The sequence below is a fragment of the Rariglobus hedericola genome, assembly GCF_007559335.1.
GTDB classification, from domain to species: Bacteria; Verrucomicrobiota; Verrucomicrobiia; order Opitutales; family Opitutaceae; genus Rariglobus; species Rariglobus hedericola.
Map to the genome: position 1 here is coordinate 89,177 of NZ_VMBG01000004.1, position 14,768 is coordinate 103,944.

A 14,768-nucleotide genomic window follows, 5' to 3' on the forward strand; every position below is an offset into this window, starting at 1 on the left:
GGAGAATGAGGGTTGTTGCTAGAACAGCAGCCGGACGGCCGATTGCATGGCGTGGAACTACGCCCTGTAATCGGCGAGACGGATGAGGGACGTGTGGACCTAGTTGCGTGCGCTTGGCGTGGGCCCACTATATCTGCAAACTCAGGGAGGCGGCAGGGGTGAGTTCTCCGCCGGGGTGCGGCGTAAGGTTACGCCATTGATCGGGGCGGGGTTGCTTTCGGTCTTGTGCGGGAACTGGCACGCCAAATGATGATCTGCACTGCTGCATGCCTTCCCGTGCCAAAAAAATCGCCCGCGCCTGGTTGGAATCACCGACGCAGGGTGTCATCGAACTCACCCATGACTGGCGCGCCCGCCACCTGCCTCCACTGACGTTGAGCGGCGGGGTTCATTTTGCCGCGTTGCATCGCGTGCCTGATTACACGTTTGGTTGCGAAAGCACCTACTTCGTTAATCGAAAGGACGTGATCTGGTTTTTCATTCGCCTGGACCAGCATCCGGAATTATTGGCGACCGGGGAACGGGTATATCTCGCGGGTGATTTTAACGGCTGGCACGACGGCATTTCAGGCGACGAATGGTTGCTGAAACCAGGCACGATGGATGGTAGTGCCGCGCTCATCTGGTCGGGAAGTTCGGACCGTTTTAATTCGTTCCCGCATCAACGTTATAAATTCGTGACGGACACGGGCCGGTGGCTTCCGGCCGTGGCTACCGCGCCCAATGCGGTGCGCGATAATCAGGGCAACGTGAACTACTCCATCGATCCGGAGCGCACGGGGCAGCACTTGTTCAAGTTTGAACTCTCCAAGCCGCTGAACCTTTCGGAGTCGTGGTCGGTGGTCTGGCCGGCGAGCGAGGAGGTCCAGTCGGTGCCGCTCATGCCGGGCGATTTTTTCTATCAGCTGGGGACGGATCTGCCGATGGGCGCGAGAGTGCAGGGGGGCGAAACGGTTTTCCGGTTGTTCGCGCCGCGGGCCAAATCAGTCGAATTGTGCGTGTGTGCGCAGCTGGCCGATCAGGACAACCCGCACCGCTATCCGTTGAAAAGCACGGGCGAGTCCGGTGATCCGGATGCCGGCGTGTGGGAAGTGGTGCTCGAGCAAAACCTGCACGGCTGGCTCTACTGGTATCATGTCGATGGTCCGCGTGACGCTTTCGGGTTGTTTGACCCGACGCATCGCGTGCTGGACCCTTACGCACTGGCAACGGTGACGCAGATCGGGCCGGCCATCGTGCTCGACTCCGCCTGGATGGGGCAGGCTGATCGTAGTTTTAAAACGCCCGCCTGGCAGGATCTGGTGATCGCCGAGGCGCATGTGCGCGATCTCGTGGCGCGGGCTCCGGTCGCGTTGGGCGCCGAGGAACGGCGCGGGTTCTCGGGGTTGCGCAAGTGGGTCGAGCATCCGGATTTTTATTTGCATCGTCTTGGTGTGAACTGCGTCGAGCTCCAGCCCATTCAGGAGAACGACGCAAAGACGCCCGATGAGTATCATTGGGGCTACATGACGAATAACTTCTTCGCGCCCCACAGCGGTTATTCGGTCGATCCGGAAAAGGCCAGTGGGGTAAAGGAATTCCAGGAGTTGGTGGCGGCGTTTCACGCGCGCGGCATCGCGGTGGTTCTGGATGTGGTTTACAACCATGTCGGTGAACCGGCGCACCTGATGTTTGTGGACCGGCTTTATTACTTCGAACAGGACGGCACGGGGCAGTTGTCCAACTGGAGCGGCTGCGGCAACGACCTGCGGTGCGGTGCTGCCATGACGACGCGGCTCATCATCGACAGCTGCCGCCATCTGATCGAAACGTATGGCATCGATGGATTTCGTTTCGACTTGGCGGATCTCGTGAGTGCGCCGGTGCTCAAGCAAGTCGAGATGGCGCTCAAGCGCGTGAAGCCGGATGTGATTCTCATCGCCGAGCCGTGGAGTTTTCGCGGACACATCGCGGGCGAACTGCGCGACACCGGCTGGGCGTCATGGAACGATGGATACCGGAATTTTGTGCGCGACTACGTGCGTGGCGGCGGCACCCGCGAAGGCTTTGAATATGCCTTGAAGGGATCGCCATGGTATTACGCCAAGTGGCCGGCGCAGACGGTCAATTACACCGAGTCGCACGACGACAAAACGTGGATCGACAACATTACCGAGAATTCCAACGGCAACGGCGACACGCCCACCGCCAATGATCGCCGTCGCACGCATTTGATGGCCGCCACGCTGTTCATGTCGGTCGGAATTCCGATGCTATCGTCGGGGCAGGATTTTATCCGCTCCAAGCAGGGCATCCATAATACCTACCAGATGGGCGAGGTGAACGCCCTCGATTACCGGCGGATTTACCGGTTTCCCTCCACGCACACGTATTTCGCCGACTGGATCGCGTTCCGCCGCTCGGATGCCGGGCGGCTCGTCCGCCATTTTTCACGGGCGAGTGAGTTGTTCTTCCAGTTTTATTGGGCCTACGACACGGCTGCAGCCGCGGTGATTTACAATGCGGATCTATCCCAAGGTCCAACCCAGCTGTTGTTTACGATTAATAACACGCTTAACGACGTGACGATCCACCTCGGCGAAAACGTGCCTCTGTCGGGCTGGCGGCAATTGGCGGATCACGAGCGTTTTTTCCGGGGAATCCATCGCGATACACTGGTGCAAGCGGTGACGTCGGAGCTCTTCGTGCCGGCCTTGGGCTGCGGTTTGTGGGTGCGTGAGACCATGTAGACCCGGTCGACTCGCAATAAACGCAGGGGATTTGCCCGCAGATGCACAGCCAAAACCCTTGCCAAGCCCATTGCCGCCACCTTCCATAGTCATCCCGTGTCTGCATGGCACGGTTAACCTGTAACAGTAATCAACTCATAGAAACGGATCCCTCCCATGGCAGTAAAAGTCGCAATCAACGGTTTTGGTCGTATCGGTCGTCTCGTGTTCCGCGCCCTTGTTGAACAAGGTCTGCTCGGCACCACCCTCGACGTCGTCGCTGTCGGTGACATCGTCCCGGCTGACAACCTCGCCTACCTCGTCAAATACGACTCTACCCAGGGCAAGTTCCAGGGCACCGTTTCGTCCAAGAAATCTTCCCCCGACAAGGCCGAAGACGACGTGCTCGTGATCAACGGCAAGGAGATCCTCGTGGTTTCCGCCCGCACCCCGGCCGAGCTTCCCTGGAAGGCTCTCGGCGTCGATCTCGTCATCGAGTCCACCGGTCTCTTCACCGAGGCTGACAAGGCCAAGGGCCACATCACCGCCGGCGCCAAGAAGGTCATCATCTCCGCTCCTGCGAAGGGCGAAGACATCACCGTCGTCATGGGCGTCAACGACGACAAGCTCGACCTCGCGGTCCACAACATCATCTCCAACGCCTCCTGCACCACGAACTGCCTCGCGCCGCTCGTTCACGTGCTCCTCAAGGAAGGCTTCGGCCTCGAGGAAGGTCTGATGACCACGATCCACTCCTACACCGCCACGCAGAAGACTGTGGACGGCCCGTCGAAGAAGGATTGGAAGGGTGGCCGTTCCGCCGCCATCAACATCATCCCCTCCAGCACCGGTGCCGCCAAGGCAACCGCGCTCGTTCTCCCCGAGACCAAGGGCAAGCTGACCGGTATGTCCTTCCGCGTTCCGACGCCCACCGTCTCGGTGGTCGATCTGACCTTCCGTTCCACCAAGGAAACCTCCCTCAAGGAAATCAACGCCGCCATCAAGAACGCGTCCGAGACCTACCTGAAGGGCATCCTCGGTTACACCAACGACGAGGTCGTCTCCTCCGACTTCATCCACGACAAGCAGTCCTCGATCTACGACGCCGGCTCCTCCATCGAGCTGAACTCGAAGTTCTTCAAGCTCGTGTCCTGGTATGACAACGAGTGGGGCTATTCCAACCGCGTCGTCGACCTCACCAAGGTCATCGCTTCCAAGCTCTAATCGTTCAACTCCCGAACTATCTTAACCACGGATAGCACGGATTTACACGGATGAGGTTTCATCCATCCGTGTTCATCCGTGTAATCCGTGGTTAATTTTTTCCCTCTATCATCATGGCCAAATTCAAAACCATCCGCGACCTCGACCTCGCCGGCAAACGCGTGTTCATTCGCGTCGATTTCAACGTCCCCCAGGACAAGAAGACCGGTGCCATCACCAACAACGCCCGCATCGTCGCCGCGCTGCCCACGATCCAATACGCCCTCGATAAAGGCGCGTCCGTCGTCCTCGCCAGCCACCTCGGCCGTCCGGATGGCCAGGTGATCGAGAAGTTCTCCCTCAAGCCCATCGCCGCCGAACTCGAAAAAGTTCTCGGCAAGCCCGTGGTCTTCGCCGCCGATTGCGTGGGTCCCGTCGCTGAAGCCGCTGCCGCCGCGCTCAAGCCCGGTGAGGTTCTCCTCCTTGAAAACCTCCGCTTCCACATCGAGGAAGAGGGCAAGGTCAAGAACGAGGACGGCACCTCCACCAAGGCCGATCCGGCCAAGGTCACCGAGTTCCGCGCCGGTCTCTCCAAGCTCGCCGATGTTTACGTCAACGACGCCTTCGGCACCGCCCACCGCGCCCACAGCTCCATGGTTGGCGTGACCCTGCCGATCAAAGCCGCCGGTTTCCTCATGGAGGCCGAGCTCAAGGCTTTCGCGAAGGTCCTCGAGACCCCCGATCGCCCGCTACTCGCCATCCTCGGCGGCGCCAAGATCGCGGACAAAATCCCGCTCATCAAAAACCTCATCGATAAAGCCGACAAAATCATCATCGGCGGCGGCATGGCCTACACCTTCCACAAGGTTCTCCGTGGCACGCCAATCGGCGCCAGCCTCTACGATCCCGAGGGTGCCAAGATTGTCGAAGAGCTCGTCGCCAAGGCTTTTGCCCGCAACGTCGAGCTGATCTTCCCGATCGACTTCATCTGCGGCGACAAATTCGCACCGGACGCCAACACCCAGCCCGCTGATCTCGCCACCGGTATCCCCGATGGTTGGGAAGGCATGGACGCCGGCCCGAAGTCCATCGAGCTCTACCGCAACGCCATCCTGTCCTCCAAGACGATCATCTGGAACGGACCTGCCGGCGTGTTCGAGTTCGACAAGTTCGCCGGTGCGACCAAGGCCATGGCCGATGCCATCGCCGAGGCGACCGCCAACGGCGCGACCACGATTGTCGGCGGCGGCGACACCGCCACGGCCGCCAAGAAATTCGGCGTCGCCAAGAAAGTCACCCACTGCTCCACCGGCGGCGGCGCTTCCCTCGAATACCTCGAAGGCAAAGCCCTCCCCGGCGTCGTGTTTTTGGAAAACTGAGTTTTCCAAAACACGACGAGTTGAAGTTGGAAGTTGAAGTTTAAGGCCCGCATTTCGGACTGAATTCTGCTCTTCCAACTTCAACTTAAACTTTCCTCTTAAATTTTATTACCATGTCCATTCGCAAAAAACTCATCGCCGGTAACTGGAAGATGAACAAGACCTCCGCCGACGCCGCCACGCTCGTCGCTGAGATCGTCGCCGAGGTCGGCAAACAGGCCGACGTCGATGTCGTTGTCTGTCCTCCGTTCACCTCGCTCGAGACCGCTGGCAAGGCCCTCGACGGCTCCAGCATCAAGCTCGGTGCGCAGAACCTGCACCCCGAAAAGAACGGCGCCTACACCGGCGAAATCTCCGCCGAGATGCTCCGCGCGCTCTTCGTGAACTTCGTCATCGTCGGCCACAGTGAGCGCCGCACCTACTTCGGCGACACCGATGCCTTCGTGAACCAGAAGGTCCTCGCCGCGCTGAAAAACCAACTCAAGCCCATCCTCTGCGTTGGCGAAACCCTCGCCGAACGCGAAGGCAGCCAGACCCTCAAGGTTGTGCAGACCCAGCTCGAGGCCGGTCTCGAAGGCGTCTCCAAGGAACTCGCGACCAGCGTCGTGATCGCCTACGAACCCGTCTGGGCCATCGGCACCGGCAAGGTCGCCACGACCGAGCAGGCGCAGGAAGTGCACGCGTTCATCCGCAGTCTCCTCGTGAAGCTGTTCGGCGAAGCCGTCGCGCAAAAGGTCCGCATCCTCTACGGTGGTTCCATGAAGCCCGCCAACGCTCCCGAGCTTCTCGCTCAAAAGGACATCGACGGCGGCCTCATCGGCGGCGCCGCGCTCGAGTCCCGCAGCTTTGTTGAGCTCATCAAAGCGGCCGCTGCGGCCAAGTAACCTGATACCCGGCGCGTTTATCCCGCGCTTGAGTAATTAAAAAGGCGGTCCTGAAAAGGACCGCCTTTTTTAATGTCCGCTTGGGGAATCCCCCGAGGGTTAGCGCACGGGTTCGGCGAGGTTGAGCGAGGTCCAGGCGGTGAGCGTTTCCAAGAGCGTCTGGCTTTCTTCGTTTTCGCGCAGTTTGCTTAGCAGCCGTTCGTTTTCCGGCGTGGTGCGAAGTTCTTGGGAGAAGGCGGCGATCACGCTGTCCTGGCGTTGGACCACCTTGTTTTGCTGAATGACGGCGCGGGTCAGATCTTCGCGGATGGCATCGCCGAGATTCGCTTTCAGGCTATTGCGGTAGGCTTCCACCGTGCCATTGGGTCCGAGCAGTTTATTGCGCTCATTGCCGATGACGCGGCCGGCATTTTGCAGACCGAGCGTGCTGAATTCAGGGCCGTTGCGCACACCCTTCAGTTGAGGATAGAAAGGCTTGAGTTCATTGCTCGGCTCGACGCCCACGATGGCGGGCAGCCAGCCACTGGCTTCGGCGAACAAGCGGTTGCCACGCTGGGAAGTCAGGAACTGCAGGAAGTCGACGGCGATTTCGGGATACTTGGACTGGCGCGTGAGACTGAAAGTCGCGCTGGTGGAGACACTACCTTCCGAAGGTTGCCCAAGCACGAACTCACCGTAGCCGCTCGTGCCGGGCGCGGGCACCGGCAGGTCGAATACGCCGAGATCAAATGCGGCCTGATCCTCGAAGCTGCCGTAATCCCAGCTACCGGTGTAGACCATGAGGGCACCGCCTTGGAGGAATTTAAATACGCAGTCTTCGCGGGAGATCGCTTCGTAGCCGGGCTGAAAAAGCGTGCTCACGTCGCGCATGATTTCGAGGCCGGAGACGATCTCGGGCGTGTCCATCGACCACCGGTTACGAACGTAATCCAGGCCAAACTCGTTATTGGTGACGCTATGCAGGGGGCTGCCGTAGAGTTGGGTAGTCAGCTTCTGCGTCTGGCTGCTGCTCAGGCGCTGATAGACGGCGTTGGCGTGGTAAACCGAAGAGAGAAAAGGCACGACTTTACGCGTGGACTTCTTCGCCTCGGCGGTGAAACGCTGGCACACTTCGACCAGTTCGGCGTAGGTTTTGGGCGGGGGCGTATTGCCCAGCAGCTCGCGCCACAACGTGCGGTTGTAAATGAAGCGGTTGGTGAACTGCGAGACGGGCACGCCGTAGTAATCGAGCAATTGGGGGTGGTAAGCCGCGTCGTTGTCGAGGCCGTCGATAAACGTGTTGCGCCAGGAGAAGTCGGCGATCGGGTTGCCGGCATTGTAGGGATTGGGCTTTTCGATCCAGTCCGTGAGCGGGATGAAGTAACGCGAGATGATCGCGGAATCATTGTTGCGCATCTCGATGAGATCAGGGGCAAACCCACCGACCAGACGCGTCATGAACCACTGGGCGTAAGTGCGCTCCGGCACGGCGATGATCTCAATCGTTACGCCGGGGTGTTCGGCCATGTAAACCTTGGCGATTTGCTCAAAGGCTTTGCGAACGGGGGGCTCGAGCTGCCAGTGGGCCAGACGGATGATCTGCTGGTTGGGATTGGCCTCGTTGGCCGAGCGGCGCCAGATATTGAGACTGGCGGCGGCGAAAGTGAGGATTAGCAGGCTGAAGCCTGTGATCATGAGGAGATTTTCGCGTTTCATGATTTTTTGTTCAGTTCGACGAGGAAGCCTTCGACCGTCGAGCGGCGGTCGGTGCGGGGGAATTGTTCGAGAAAGAGGGTGTAGTATTTGATCGCGACGTCCTTGCGGCCTTCGAGGCGGGCGAGATCGCCGATGCGCACGAGCACTTCGACCAACAGGCGGCGCTTGGTCACGCCGGCTTCGTAGGCGGCCAGCAGGTGGGCGAGTTCCTCGGCGTTGCCGTATTGGAGCCGACGGGCGGCTTCACCGAGCAGCAGGTGCATCTGGACCTTGATGCCGGGATCGGTGATCTGGCCGGCATCCCGGGTAAAGGCGTCGTAGCGATCACGGCGCTCGGCGGGCGAGACAGGGGCATACAGGCGGGTTACCGCGAGTTTAACCCGTGCGCGCTGGCCGACCAGTTTTTCGGGGTGGTCCCGAACCAGCTCGGAGAAAATAGCCTCGGCCTTGGCCAGATCGGGGGTGGGGCGCTGAACCTGTTCGATACGGCCCTGAAAATACCGGGATTCCATGCCGATATCATCACCGGGAGTAGCCGTGCGCAGTTCTTCCAAAATGGCGTAGGCGCGGTCGATATTCGACGAGGTGCGGGGCTGGACGTTGAGCAGCGAGACGGCCTCGCCAAAACGCAGCGAACGCAGGTCGGCACCGGGTGCTTTCTCCTCCTTGGAGAACGCGGCGTGGGCTTCGTTAAAAAGGCCAGTGGTCATCTCGTCCCAAGGTGAGGCGGCCGCAGTCAGTGCGACCGAAAAAAGCACGGCGCCCAGACTCCGGCGGGCAAGCACGCAGGCTCGCGGGTGGCGTTTAAACAGGGTAGTCATCATAATCGCGAATCAGCTAGACGAACACTTGAAACGCAGATTGCAAGCGAGAGAGTCGCGAGGGGCTCGCCAACAGCCGCAGTTCGAGTGAGCCGTATTCATCTCGTGCATTGACGCGGACTTTCGCCCGACCTTTCCTTCGACGCATGAGTGACAATCCGGTGACCAACGCGACGACCAAGTATAAACGCATCGTGCTCAAATTGAGCGGCGAAGTTCTGAGCGGGAAATCCAACAACCCCATCGATGCCGGTGTGCTCGAGCGCATCTGTGCGCAGGTGAAAGAAATCCGCGACATGGGCGTCGAGGTCTGCGTCGTGATCGGTGGCGGCAACATCTTCCGCGGCCTGCAAGGCGAGAAGCGCGGCGTCGATCGCACCACCGGCGACTACATGGGCATGCTTGCGACGGTGATCAACTCCCTCGCGCTTATGGATTGTCTCGAAAAAATGGGTGTGCCCACCCGCGTGCAGAGCGCCATCCCGATGAACCAGGTCGCCGAGCCGTTCATCCTTCGTCGTGCCATGCGCCACCTTGAAAAGGGCCGCGTTGTCATCTTCGCCGCCGGCACCGGCAATCCGTATTTCTCGACCGACACCACGGCGGCCCTGCGCGCCTCGGAGATGCATGCCGACATCATCATGAAGGCGACCAAGGTCGACGGCATCTACGACAAGGACCCCAAGAAGCACACTGATGCCGTCAAATACGACGAGATCACCTACATCGATGCGCTCCGTCAGCGTCTCAACGTGATGGATTCGACCGCGTTCTCTCTTTGCTTGGACAACAACGTGCCGATTCTCGTGTTCGACCTCAACGATCCGCATGCCATCGAGAAGGCCGTTACCGGCCAAAAGGTCGGCACGCTTGTTCACGGCTGATTTTGCGTTTCCGGCTCTCAGCTCCAGACTCTTAGCTCTTAACTTTCCGCTCCCATGTCCCATCCCGTCCTAAACGAAACTCAGGTTAAAATGAAAAAAGCCGTGGACCATACGCTCCACGAGTTTTCCAATATTCACACCGGCAAGGCCAATCCTTCCATGGTCGAAGGAATCATGGTCGAGGCTTACGGCGCGATGGTTCGCATCAAGGACTGCGCGGCCATCTCGACGCCCGATGCCCGCCAGATCTTGATCCAGCCGTGGGACAAGGGCCTCACCCAGGCCATCTCCAAGGCGATCATGATCGCCAACCTGGGCTTCAATCCTGCCGTTGACGGACAATTCGTCCGCATCCCGCTGGCCGACATGAGCCGCGAGCGCCGCCAGGAGTTCGTCAAGGTCGCCAACCGCCTCGCCGAGGAAGGCCGCGTGCATGTCCGCAACGTCCGCCGCGACGGACAGGATACGATCAAAAAAGCCAAGCTCCCCGAGGACGAAGTGAAGCGCGTGGAAAAGGAACTCCAGACGCTTACCGACAAATCCATCGAGGAAATCGCGAAGCACCTCGCTTCGAAAGAAAAGGATCTGCTCACGGTCTGAGGTCGCCGCCGGCCCCGCGTTTCGTGCCCCTGTGAAAACCACCGCGCCCAAGCGTGTCGTCATCAAGCTCGGCACCGGCGTGCTCACGTCGGGTATCGGCCAACTGAATACGGAGCGCATCGCCGCGCTCGCCGCCGGCGTGGCCGGACTGCGCGCGGCCGGCACCGAGGTGATTGTGGTTTCCTCCGGTGCGGTCGGCCTCGGCATGGGCCGTCTCGGCCTGAAGAAAAAACCCGCCGACGTTTCCAAAAAACAGGCGTGTGCCGCCATCGGCCAGTCGTTGCTCATGCAGATCTGGCAACGGGGCTTTGATCCCCATGGACTCACCGCCGCCCAGGTCCTGCTGACTCATGAAGACTTGCGGGGGCGGGATCGTCATCTCGGCGTGAAGGCGTGCATCGAGGAGCTGATCGCCTACGGCACGATTCCTGTCATCAACGAGAACGACACGGTCAGCGCCGCAGAGATCAAGTTTGGCGACAACGACACGCTTTCCGCGATGGTAGCCAGCCTCACCGGTGCGCAGCACCTGCTGATCCTTTCCACCGCTCCCGGATTGATCGACATGAAGGGCACGGGCCAGATCGTTCCCGTCGTTGAAAAAATCACGCCAGAGATCGAGGCGATGGCCGGTGGCACCACCGATATCACCGCGACCGGCGGCATGATCTCCAAGATCACCGCAGCCAAACTCGCCGTGCGCGCCGGTTGCGGCGTGTTCATCGCCAGCGGTGCCGAAACCGACATCATTGCACGTCTACTCGGCGGCACGGGGCCCGGCACGTTTTTTGTGCCGAGCGGCATTCCGCTCGATGCCAAAAAACGCTGGATCGCCTATTTTCAGCGGCCCACGGGCGGCATTCAAATCAACGCCCGCGCCGTCCCTGTGCTGATGGATGAGGGACGCAGTTTGCTCGCGATCGGTGTGACCGGCGTGACCGGTTCGTTCTCGGAAGGCGACATCGTCAACATCCTTGCCCCCGACGGTAAAATCCTCGCGCGCGGCGTGGCCACGTTTGATTCACATCAAGTGAAAGCCATTGCGGGCAAAACGAGCGATGAGGTGAAGCCGCTTTATCCCGGTCGCAAACGCTTCGAGGTCGTCCATCGCGACAATCTGGTGTTGCTGACCTGATTTCAGGAATCGTTTTCCGTGGCTTCGGGTTCGGGGCGCACGGTGACCGATATCTCCATGTCTTTAAACGCTCCGGCCTTGCCGTAGTAACTTCCGGATACAGGCATCACGCCGCGCGGGTGATTGCTCACTCCGGTGACGACATGCCGCGACGTGGTTTCCTCCCCGATCGACGGGTCGTAGCCGGACCAGCCGCGGCCGGGATGATAGATCTCCGCCCAAGCATGCGTGGACGCTTCGCCAAGAATCGCCGCATGGCATTCCAAGTAACCGCTGGCGAAACGTGCGGCGATACCCAGTGAACGCGCCGCTTCGAGCATCAACGTGGCAAGATCGCGGCAGGAACCTCCGCCGGTTTGCAGCGTTTGCGCGGGAGTGAGCACGCCTTTTTCCTCGCGACGAATATATTTCAATTCGTCGTAAATGTATTCGTTGAGGTTGCGCGCAACGTCCTCTGCGAAGTCGGGTTTTTTGATACGAAAGTTTTCCAGCCACGTTTTAACCGCAGCCGCATCCTTGGGGTAGGAAAGGCGTTGATACGGCTTTACGGCCACGCGCTCCAGCGAGTCATAAACCGGAGGCCACGGAGTGATACTGGAAAGTCGTTTACGTCGTTTGACGACCGGGGACATGCGAACCACCAGCGCATTGCTTTCGATCAGGAGCTCCTTCGAAGGCTTCTCGAATTCCACGGTGGCGACGGAGTTGCCGAACACGTCGCGGCTCCAAGTGAGGTGGGCGGCGGGTTCTATTTTAACGTTCATGGATTCGACGCGCAGGTCGTGTCCTTCACGGGGACGCAACACCAGCCGATGAGGGCCGAAATGCACTTTTTTTGAATAAAGGTAGCGGGTTTGGTGCACGATACGGAGTTTCATGGAGGAGAGCGAAAAAAGTTGAGGGTAACGGCGGTGAATCTCCGCCGCGCTGCTCCGGCGGGCGCCGGATGCCGACCGCACGCGCGGTGTGTTAGCATTAAATAGTGGCGTGTTTTCGGACGGGGTTCCGTGGCGTATGTGTGAAGCTAACTCATGGAACCATTTCGTTCGCGGCACCTCCATGCCAGTGCGTGGGCACACCACGTTCTCCCATTTTTAAAACTACCGTAATGAATACTCAAAGCTTGGTCCCTCATGATCTTACAGTCCGCGTTGGCTGCAGTCTTGCTTACGAAACCTCCGTCGAGGTGCCTTTGTTGCTCAACTTGAAGCCGCGGCGCGACCCGCACCAATCGCTTCAAGAAGAGAAATTGGTGCTAGGGCAGAATCTGCCGGCCGAAGAATTCGAGGATTCCCACGGTAACATCGTTTACCGATTTATGCTTCAGCCGGGTCTGAACGAGATCTGTCATGACGCGATCGTCAGCGTGCCGTCGGTGCCGGATAATCAGGAGTTCGCCCAACTCGGGCATTACAAGCCGGTTTCTTTGGTGGAACTGCCGCCCGAGCTGTTGCGCTATACGCTGCCGAGTCGTTACTGCGATTCCGATAAACTGCTGCAATTTGCCTGGCAGAAATTCGGTTCGCTTGAGCCAGGTCTTCCTCAGGTCGATGCGATCAGCAACTGGCTTCACACCAATATCGAATATCGATTCGGCTCGGGCCGGCCCGATATTTCCGCGTTCGAGGTGATTGAGCGTGGCTACGGGGTCTGCCGCGATTTTGCGCATACCACGATCGCGCTTTGCCGCGCGCTGAATTTGCCGGCGCGTTATGTGACCGGACACTTGCCTGACATCGGCTATCTCGATCCGGGTTCGCCGATGGATTTTCATGCTTACAGTGAAGTCTACATCGGCGGGCGTTGGTTTACCTATGATGCGCGTTACAACGTGCCGCGCATCGGTCGCGTGAAGGTCTCGTGCGGACTCGACGCGGTGGATGGCGCATTCTCGACGATCTATGGTGCAGCCCGCCTGACAAACTTCCAAGTCTGGGCCTATCAAGTCCCGCCCGGTTCAGTGCAAGTCGGCTCGCCGATCGATCTGTCGATACGTCTCGACGGCACGACGGAGATCCGCGGACTCGCCGGCTCCACCTGAAGCGCGCTTATTCGGCCGCGGCGCTTTTGCGGGACGCTTTCGACGGCCGCGCCTTCGCGGGCGCGGCTGAAATGTCGGAGGCGATGAAATCCGCAAACGGTGCGATCTGAGACGGAGGAATACGCACGTGCATGCGCACGCGGTCTTCTTCCTGTTCCTCGCTTTGCACGTGTCCGATCGCGTGCAGGCGTGCAATCAGGTCATAGCGGCTGTGCGGGATCACGAGCTCAAGGGAACCAAAGGAATCGGCGATGAGCTCGAGGCACTGGTCGATCAATGTATCGAGACCCTTGCCGGTGTGCGCACTGATGAAGATGCCGTCCGGGGTAAGCAAATGGGCGGTGTTGATCTGCGCTTCGGTGGCGGCGTCCACTTTGTTGAAGACGGTGAGGATGCGCTTGTTGTCGGCACCGAGCTCCTTGAGCACCGACAGGGTGGTCTCGTGATGGGCGGCGACATTGGGCGCGGTCACGTCGAGCACGTGTATCAGGAAGTTGGCGACAAGAGCTTCCTCGAGCGTGGCTTTGAAGGCTTCGACCAGACCGTGGGGCAGCCGGCGGATGAAACCGACGGTGTCGGTGACGAGGAGCTTCTGGTTGCCGCGCAAGAGGAGCTGGCGGGTGGTGGGGTCCAGCGTGGCGAAAAGCTTGTCCTCGGCGAGCACGGTGGCGCCGGTGAGGGCGTTGAGCAGCGATGATTTGCCGGCATTGGTGTAGCCGACGATCGCGCAGGTGGGGACGGGGACGCGCTGGCGTTTGTGACGCTGCACGCTGCGTTGTTTGCGCACGTCGACGAGTTCGCGTTTGAGACGGGTGATGCGGTCGTTAACGAGACGGCGGTCCTGTTCGAGCTGGGTTTCGCCTTCGCCACCCATGCCGGCGCCGCCACCGCCACCCTGGCGGGACAAATGCGTCCACGCACGCGTCAGGCGCGGCAGGGAATATTCCATGCGCGCCAAGGCGACCTGAATGACGGCTTCGCGGGTTTGGGCGCGGTCGGCGAACACATCCAAGATGACTTCCTGACGATCGATGACGGCGATGCCGGAGAGTTTTTCCCAGTTGCGCTGTTGAGCCGGAGAAAGGGTTTCGTCGAAGACGATCACGTCACAGTTGAGCGACTTGGCGGCTTCGATGATCTCCTCGGTCTTGCCGCTGCCGATCAACGTGGCGGGCGTGGGGGCGCGGAGGTTGACGAGATTGCGACCGACGATGCCGATGTGGAGATTCTCGACGAGTTCCTGCAACTCGTTGAGGAGTTCCTCGGCCTCGCCTGCCGCCATCTTGGAAGTCTGCACGCCCACGAGGTAGGCGCGTTCAACACGTTTCGGATCTTTTTGCGGGGTATTGTCGAGGAAGTCGGCCATCAATGAAGGGGTGGAAAGAAGCGCGGACACGACGGCGAGTCAAACGTGACGG

At 59.8% G+C, this 14,768-nt stretch carries 12 protein-coding genes; 8 read left to right on the forward strand and 4 right to left on the reverse strand.

Features of this window, described 5'->3' with window-relative positions:
• Positions 1 to 266 precede the first annotated feature (266 nt).
• The 4 genes from FPL22_RS16960 to tpiA all read left to right on the forward strand — a co-directional run bounded on the left by FPL22_RS16960 (position 267) and on the right by tpiA (position 6,174).
• Positions 267 to 2,729 (forward strand): alpha-amylase family glycosyl hydrolase, encoded by a 2,463-nt coding sequence (locus tag FPL22_RS16960; protein WP_144354228.1) that lies wholly within the window; start codon positions 267 to 269, stop codon positions 2,727 to 2,729.
• A 156-nt stretch (positions 2,730 to 2,885) separates the two neighbouring features.
• Entirely contained in the window at positions 2,886 to 3,932 is a 1,047-nt protein-coding gene (gene gap / locus FPL22_RS16965; protein WP_144354229.1) for a type I glyceraldehyde-3-phosphate dehydrogenase, read from the forward strand.
• Positions 3,933 to 4,045: 113 nt separating this feature from the next.
• Positions 4,046 to 5,290, forward strand: coding sequence for a phosphoglycerate kinase (gene pgk, locus FPL22_RS16970; protein WP_144354230.1), 1,245 nt, complete (start codon positions 4,046 to 4,048; stop codon positions 5,288 to 5,290).
• Between the two features lie 113 nt (positions 5,291 to 5,403).
• Positions 5,404 to 6,174: a triose-phosphate isomerase gene (gene tpiA / locus FPL22_RS16975; protein WP_144354231.1), complete on the forward strand. Its 771-nt coding sequence runs from the start codon at positions 5,404 to 5,406 to the stop codon at positions 6,172 to 6,174.
• 99 nt (positions 6,175 to 6,273) lie between these two features.
• Here the strand turns inward: tpiA and FPL22_RS16980 are convergent, their stop codons facing one another.
• The gene (locus tag FPL22_RS16980; protein ID WP_144354232.1) at positions 6,274 to 7,869 is read right to left on the reverse strand and encodes an ABC transporter substrate-binding protein; all 1,596 of its coding nucleotides are present in this window, start codon (positions 7,867 to 7,869) and stop codon (positions 6,274 to 6,276) included.
• Positions 7,866 to 8,693 (reverse strand): hypothetical protein, encoded by an 828-nt coding sequence (locus FPL22_RS16985; protein ID WP_144354233.1) that lies wholly within the window; start codon positions 8,691 to 8,693, stop codon positions 7,866 to 7,868. Before FPL22_RS16985 ends, FPL22_RS16980 begins: the two co-directional genes overlap by 4 nt.
• 143 nt (positions 8,694 to 8,836) lie before the next feature.
• On the opposite strand from FPL22_RS16985, the gene pyrH reads away from it, so the two are divergent.
• The 3 genes from pyrH to proB are packed head-to-tail and all read left to right on the forward strand — an operon-like array spanning position 8,837 to position 11,309.
• Complete coding sequence (pyrH, locus tag FPL22_RS16990; protein ID WP_144354234.1) at positions 8,837 to 9,574, forward strand: UMP kinase; 738 nt, start codon at positions 8,837 to 8,839, stop codon at positions 9,572 to 9,574.
• Between the two features lie 54 nt (positions 9,575 to 9,628).
• Positions 9,629 to 10,174: a ribosome recycling factor gene (gene frr / locus FPL22_RS16995; RefSeq protein WP_144354235.1), complete on the forward strand. Its 546-nt coding sequence runs from the start codon at positions 9,629 to 9,631 to the stop codon at positions 10,172 to 10,174.
• Positions 10,175 to 10,205: 31 nt separating this feature from the next.
• Positions 10,206 to 11,309, forward strand: coding sequence for a glutamate 5-kinase (gene proB, locus FPL22_RS17000; RefSeq protein ID WP_144354236.1), 1,104 nt, complete (start codon positions 10,206 to 10,208; stop codon positions 11,307 to 11,309).
• 2 nt (positions 11,310 to 11,311) lie between these two features.
• Here the strand turns inward: proB and FPL22_RS17005 are convergent, their stop codons facing one another.
• Entirely contained in the window at positions 11,312 to 12,187 is an 876-nt protein-coding gene (locus tag FPL22_RS17005; RefSeq protein WP_162525362.1) for a transglutaminase family protein, read from the reverse strand.
• 230 nt (positions 12,188 to 12,417) lie between these two features.
• Between FPL22_RS17005 and FPL22_RS17010 the strand changes: the two genes are divergently transcribed.
• Complete coding sequence (locus tag FPL22_RS17010) at positions 12,418 to 13,350, forward strand: transglutaminase-like domain-containing protein (protein WP_144354238.1); 933 nt, start codon at positions 12,418 to 12,420, stop codon at positions 13,348 to 13,350.
• 7 nt (positions 13,351 to 13,357) lie between these two features.
• Here FPL22_RS17010 and hflX read toward each other — a convergent pair whose 3' ends face one another.
• The gene (gene hflX / locus FPL22_RS17015) at positions 13,358 to 14,746 is read right to left on the reverse strand and encodes a GTPase HflX (protein WP_238991465.1); all 1,389 of its coding nucleotides are present in this window, start codon (positions 14,744 to 14,746) and stop codon (positions 13,358 to 13,360) included.
• Positions 14,747 to 14,768 lie beyond the last annotated feature (22 nt).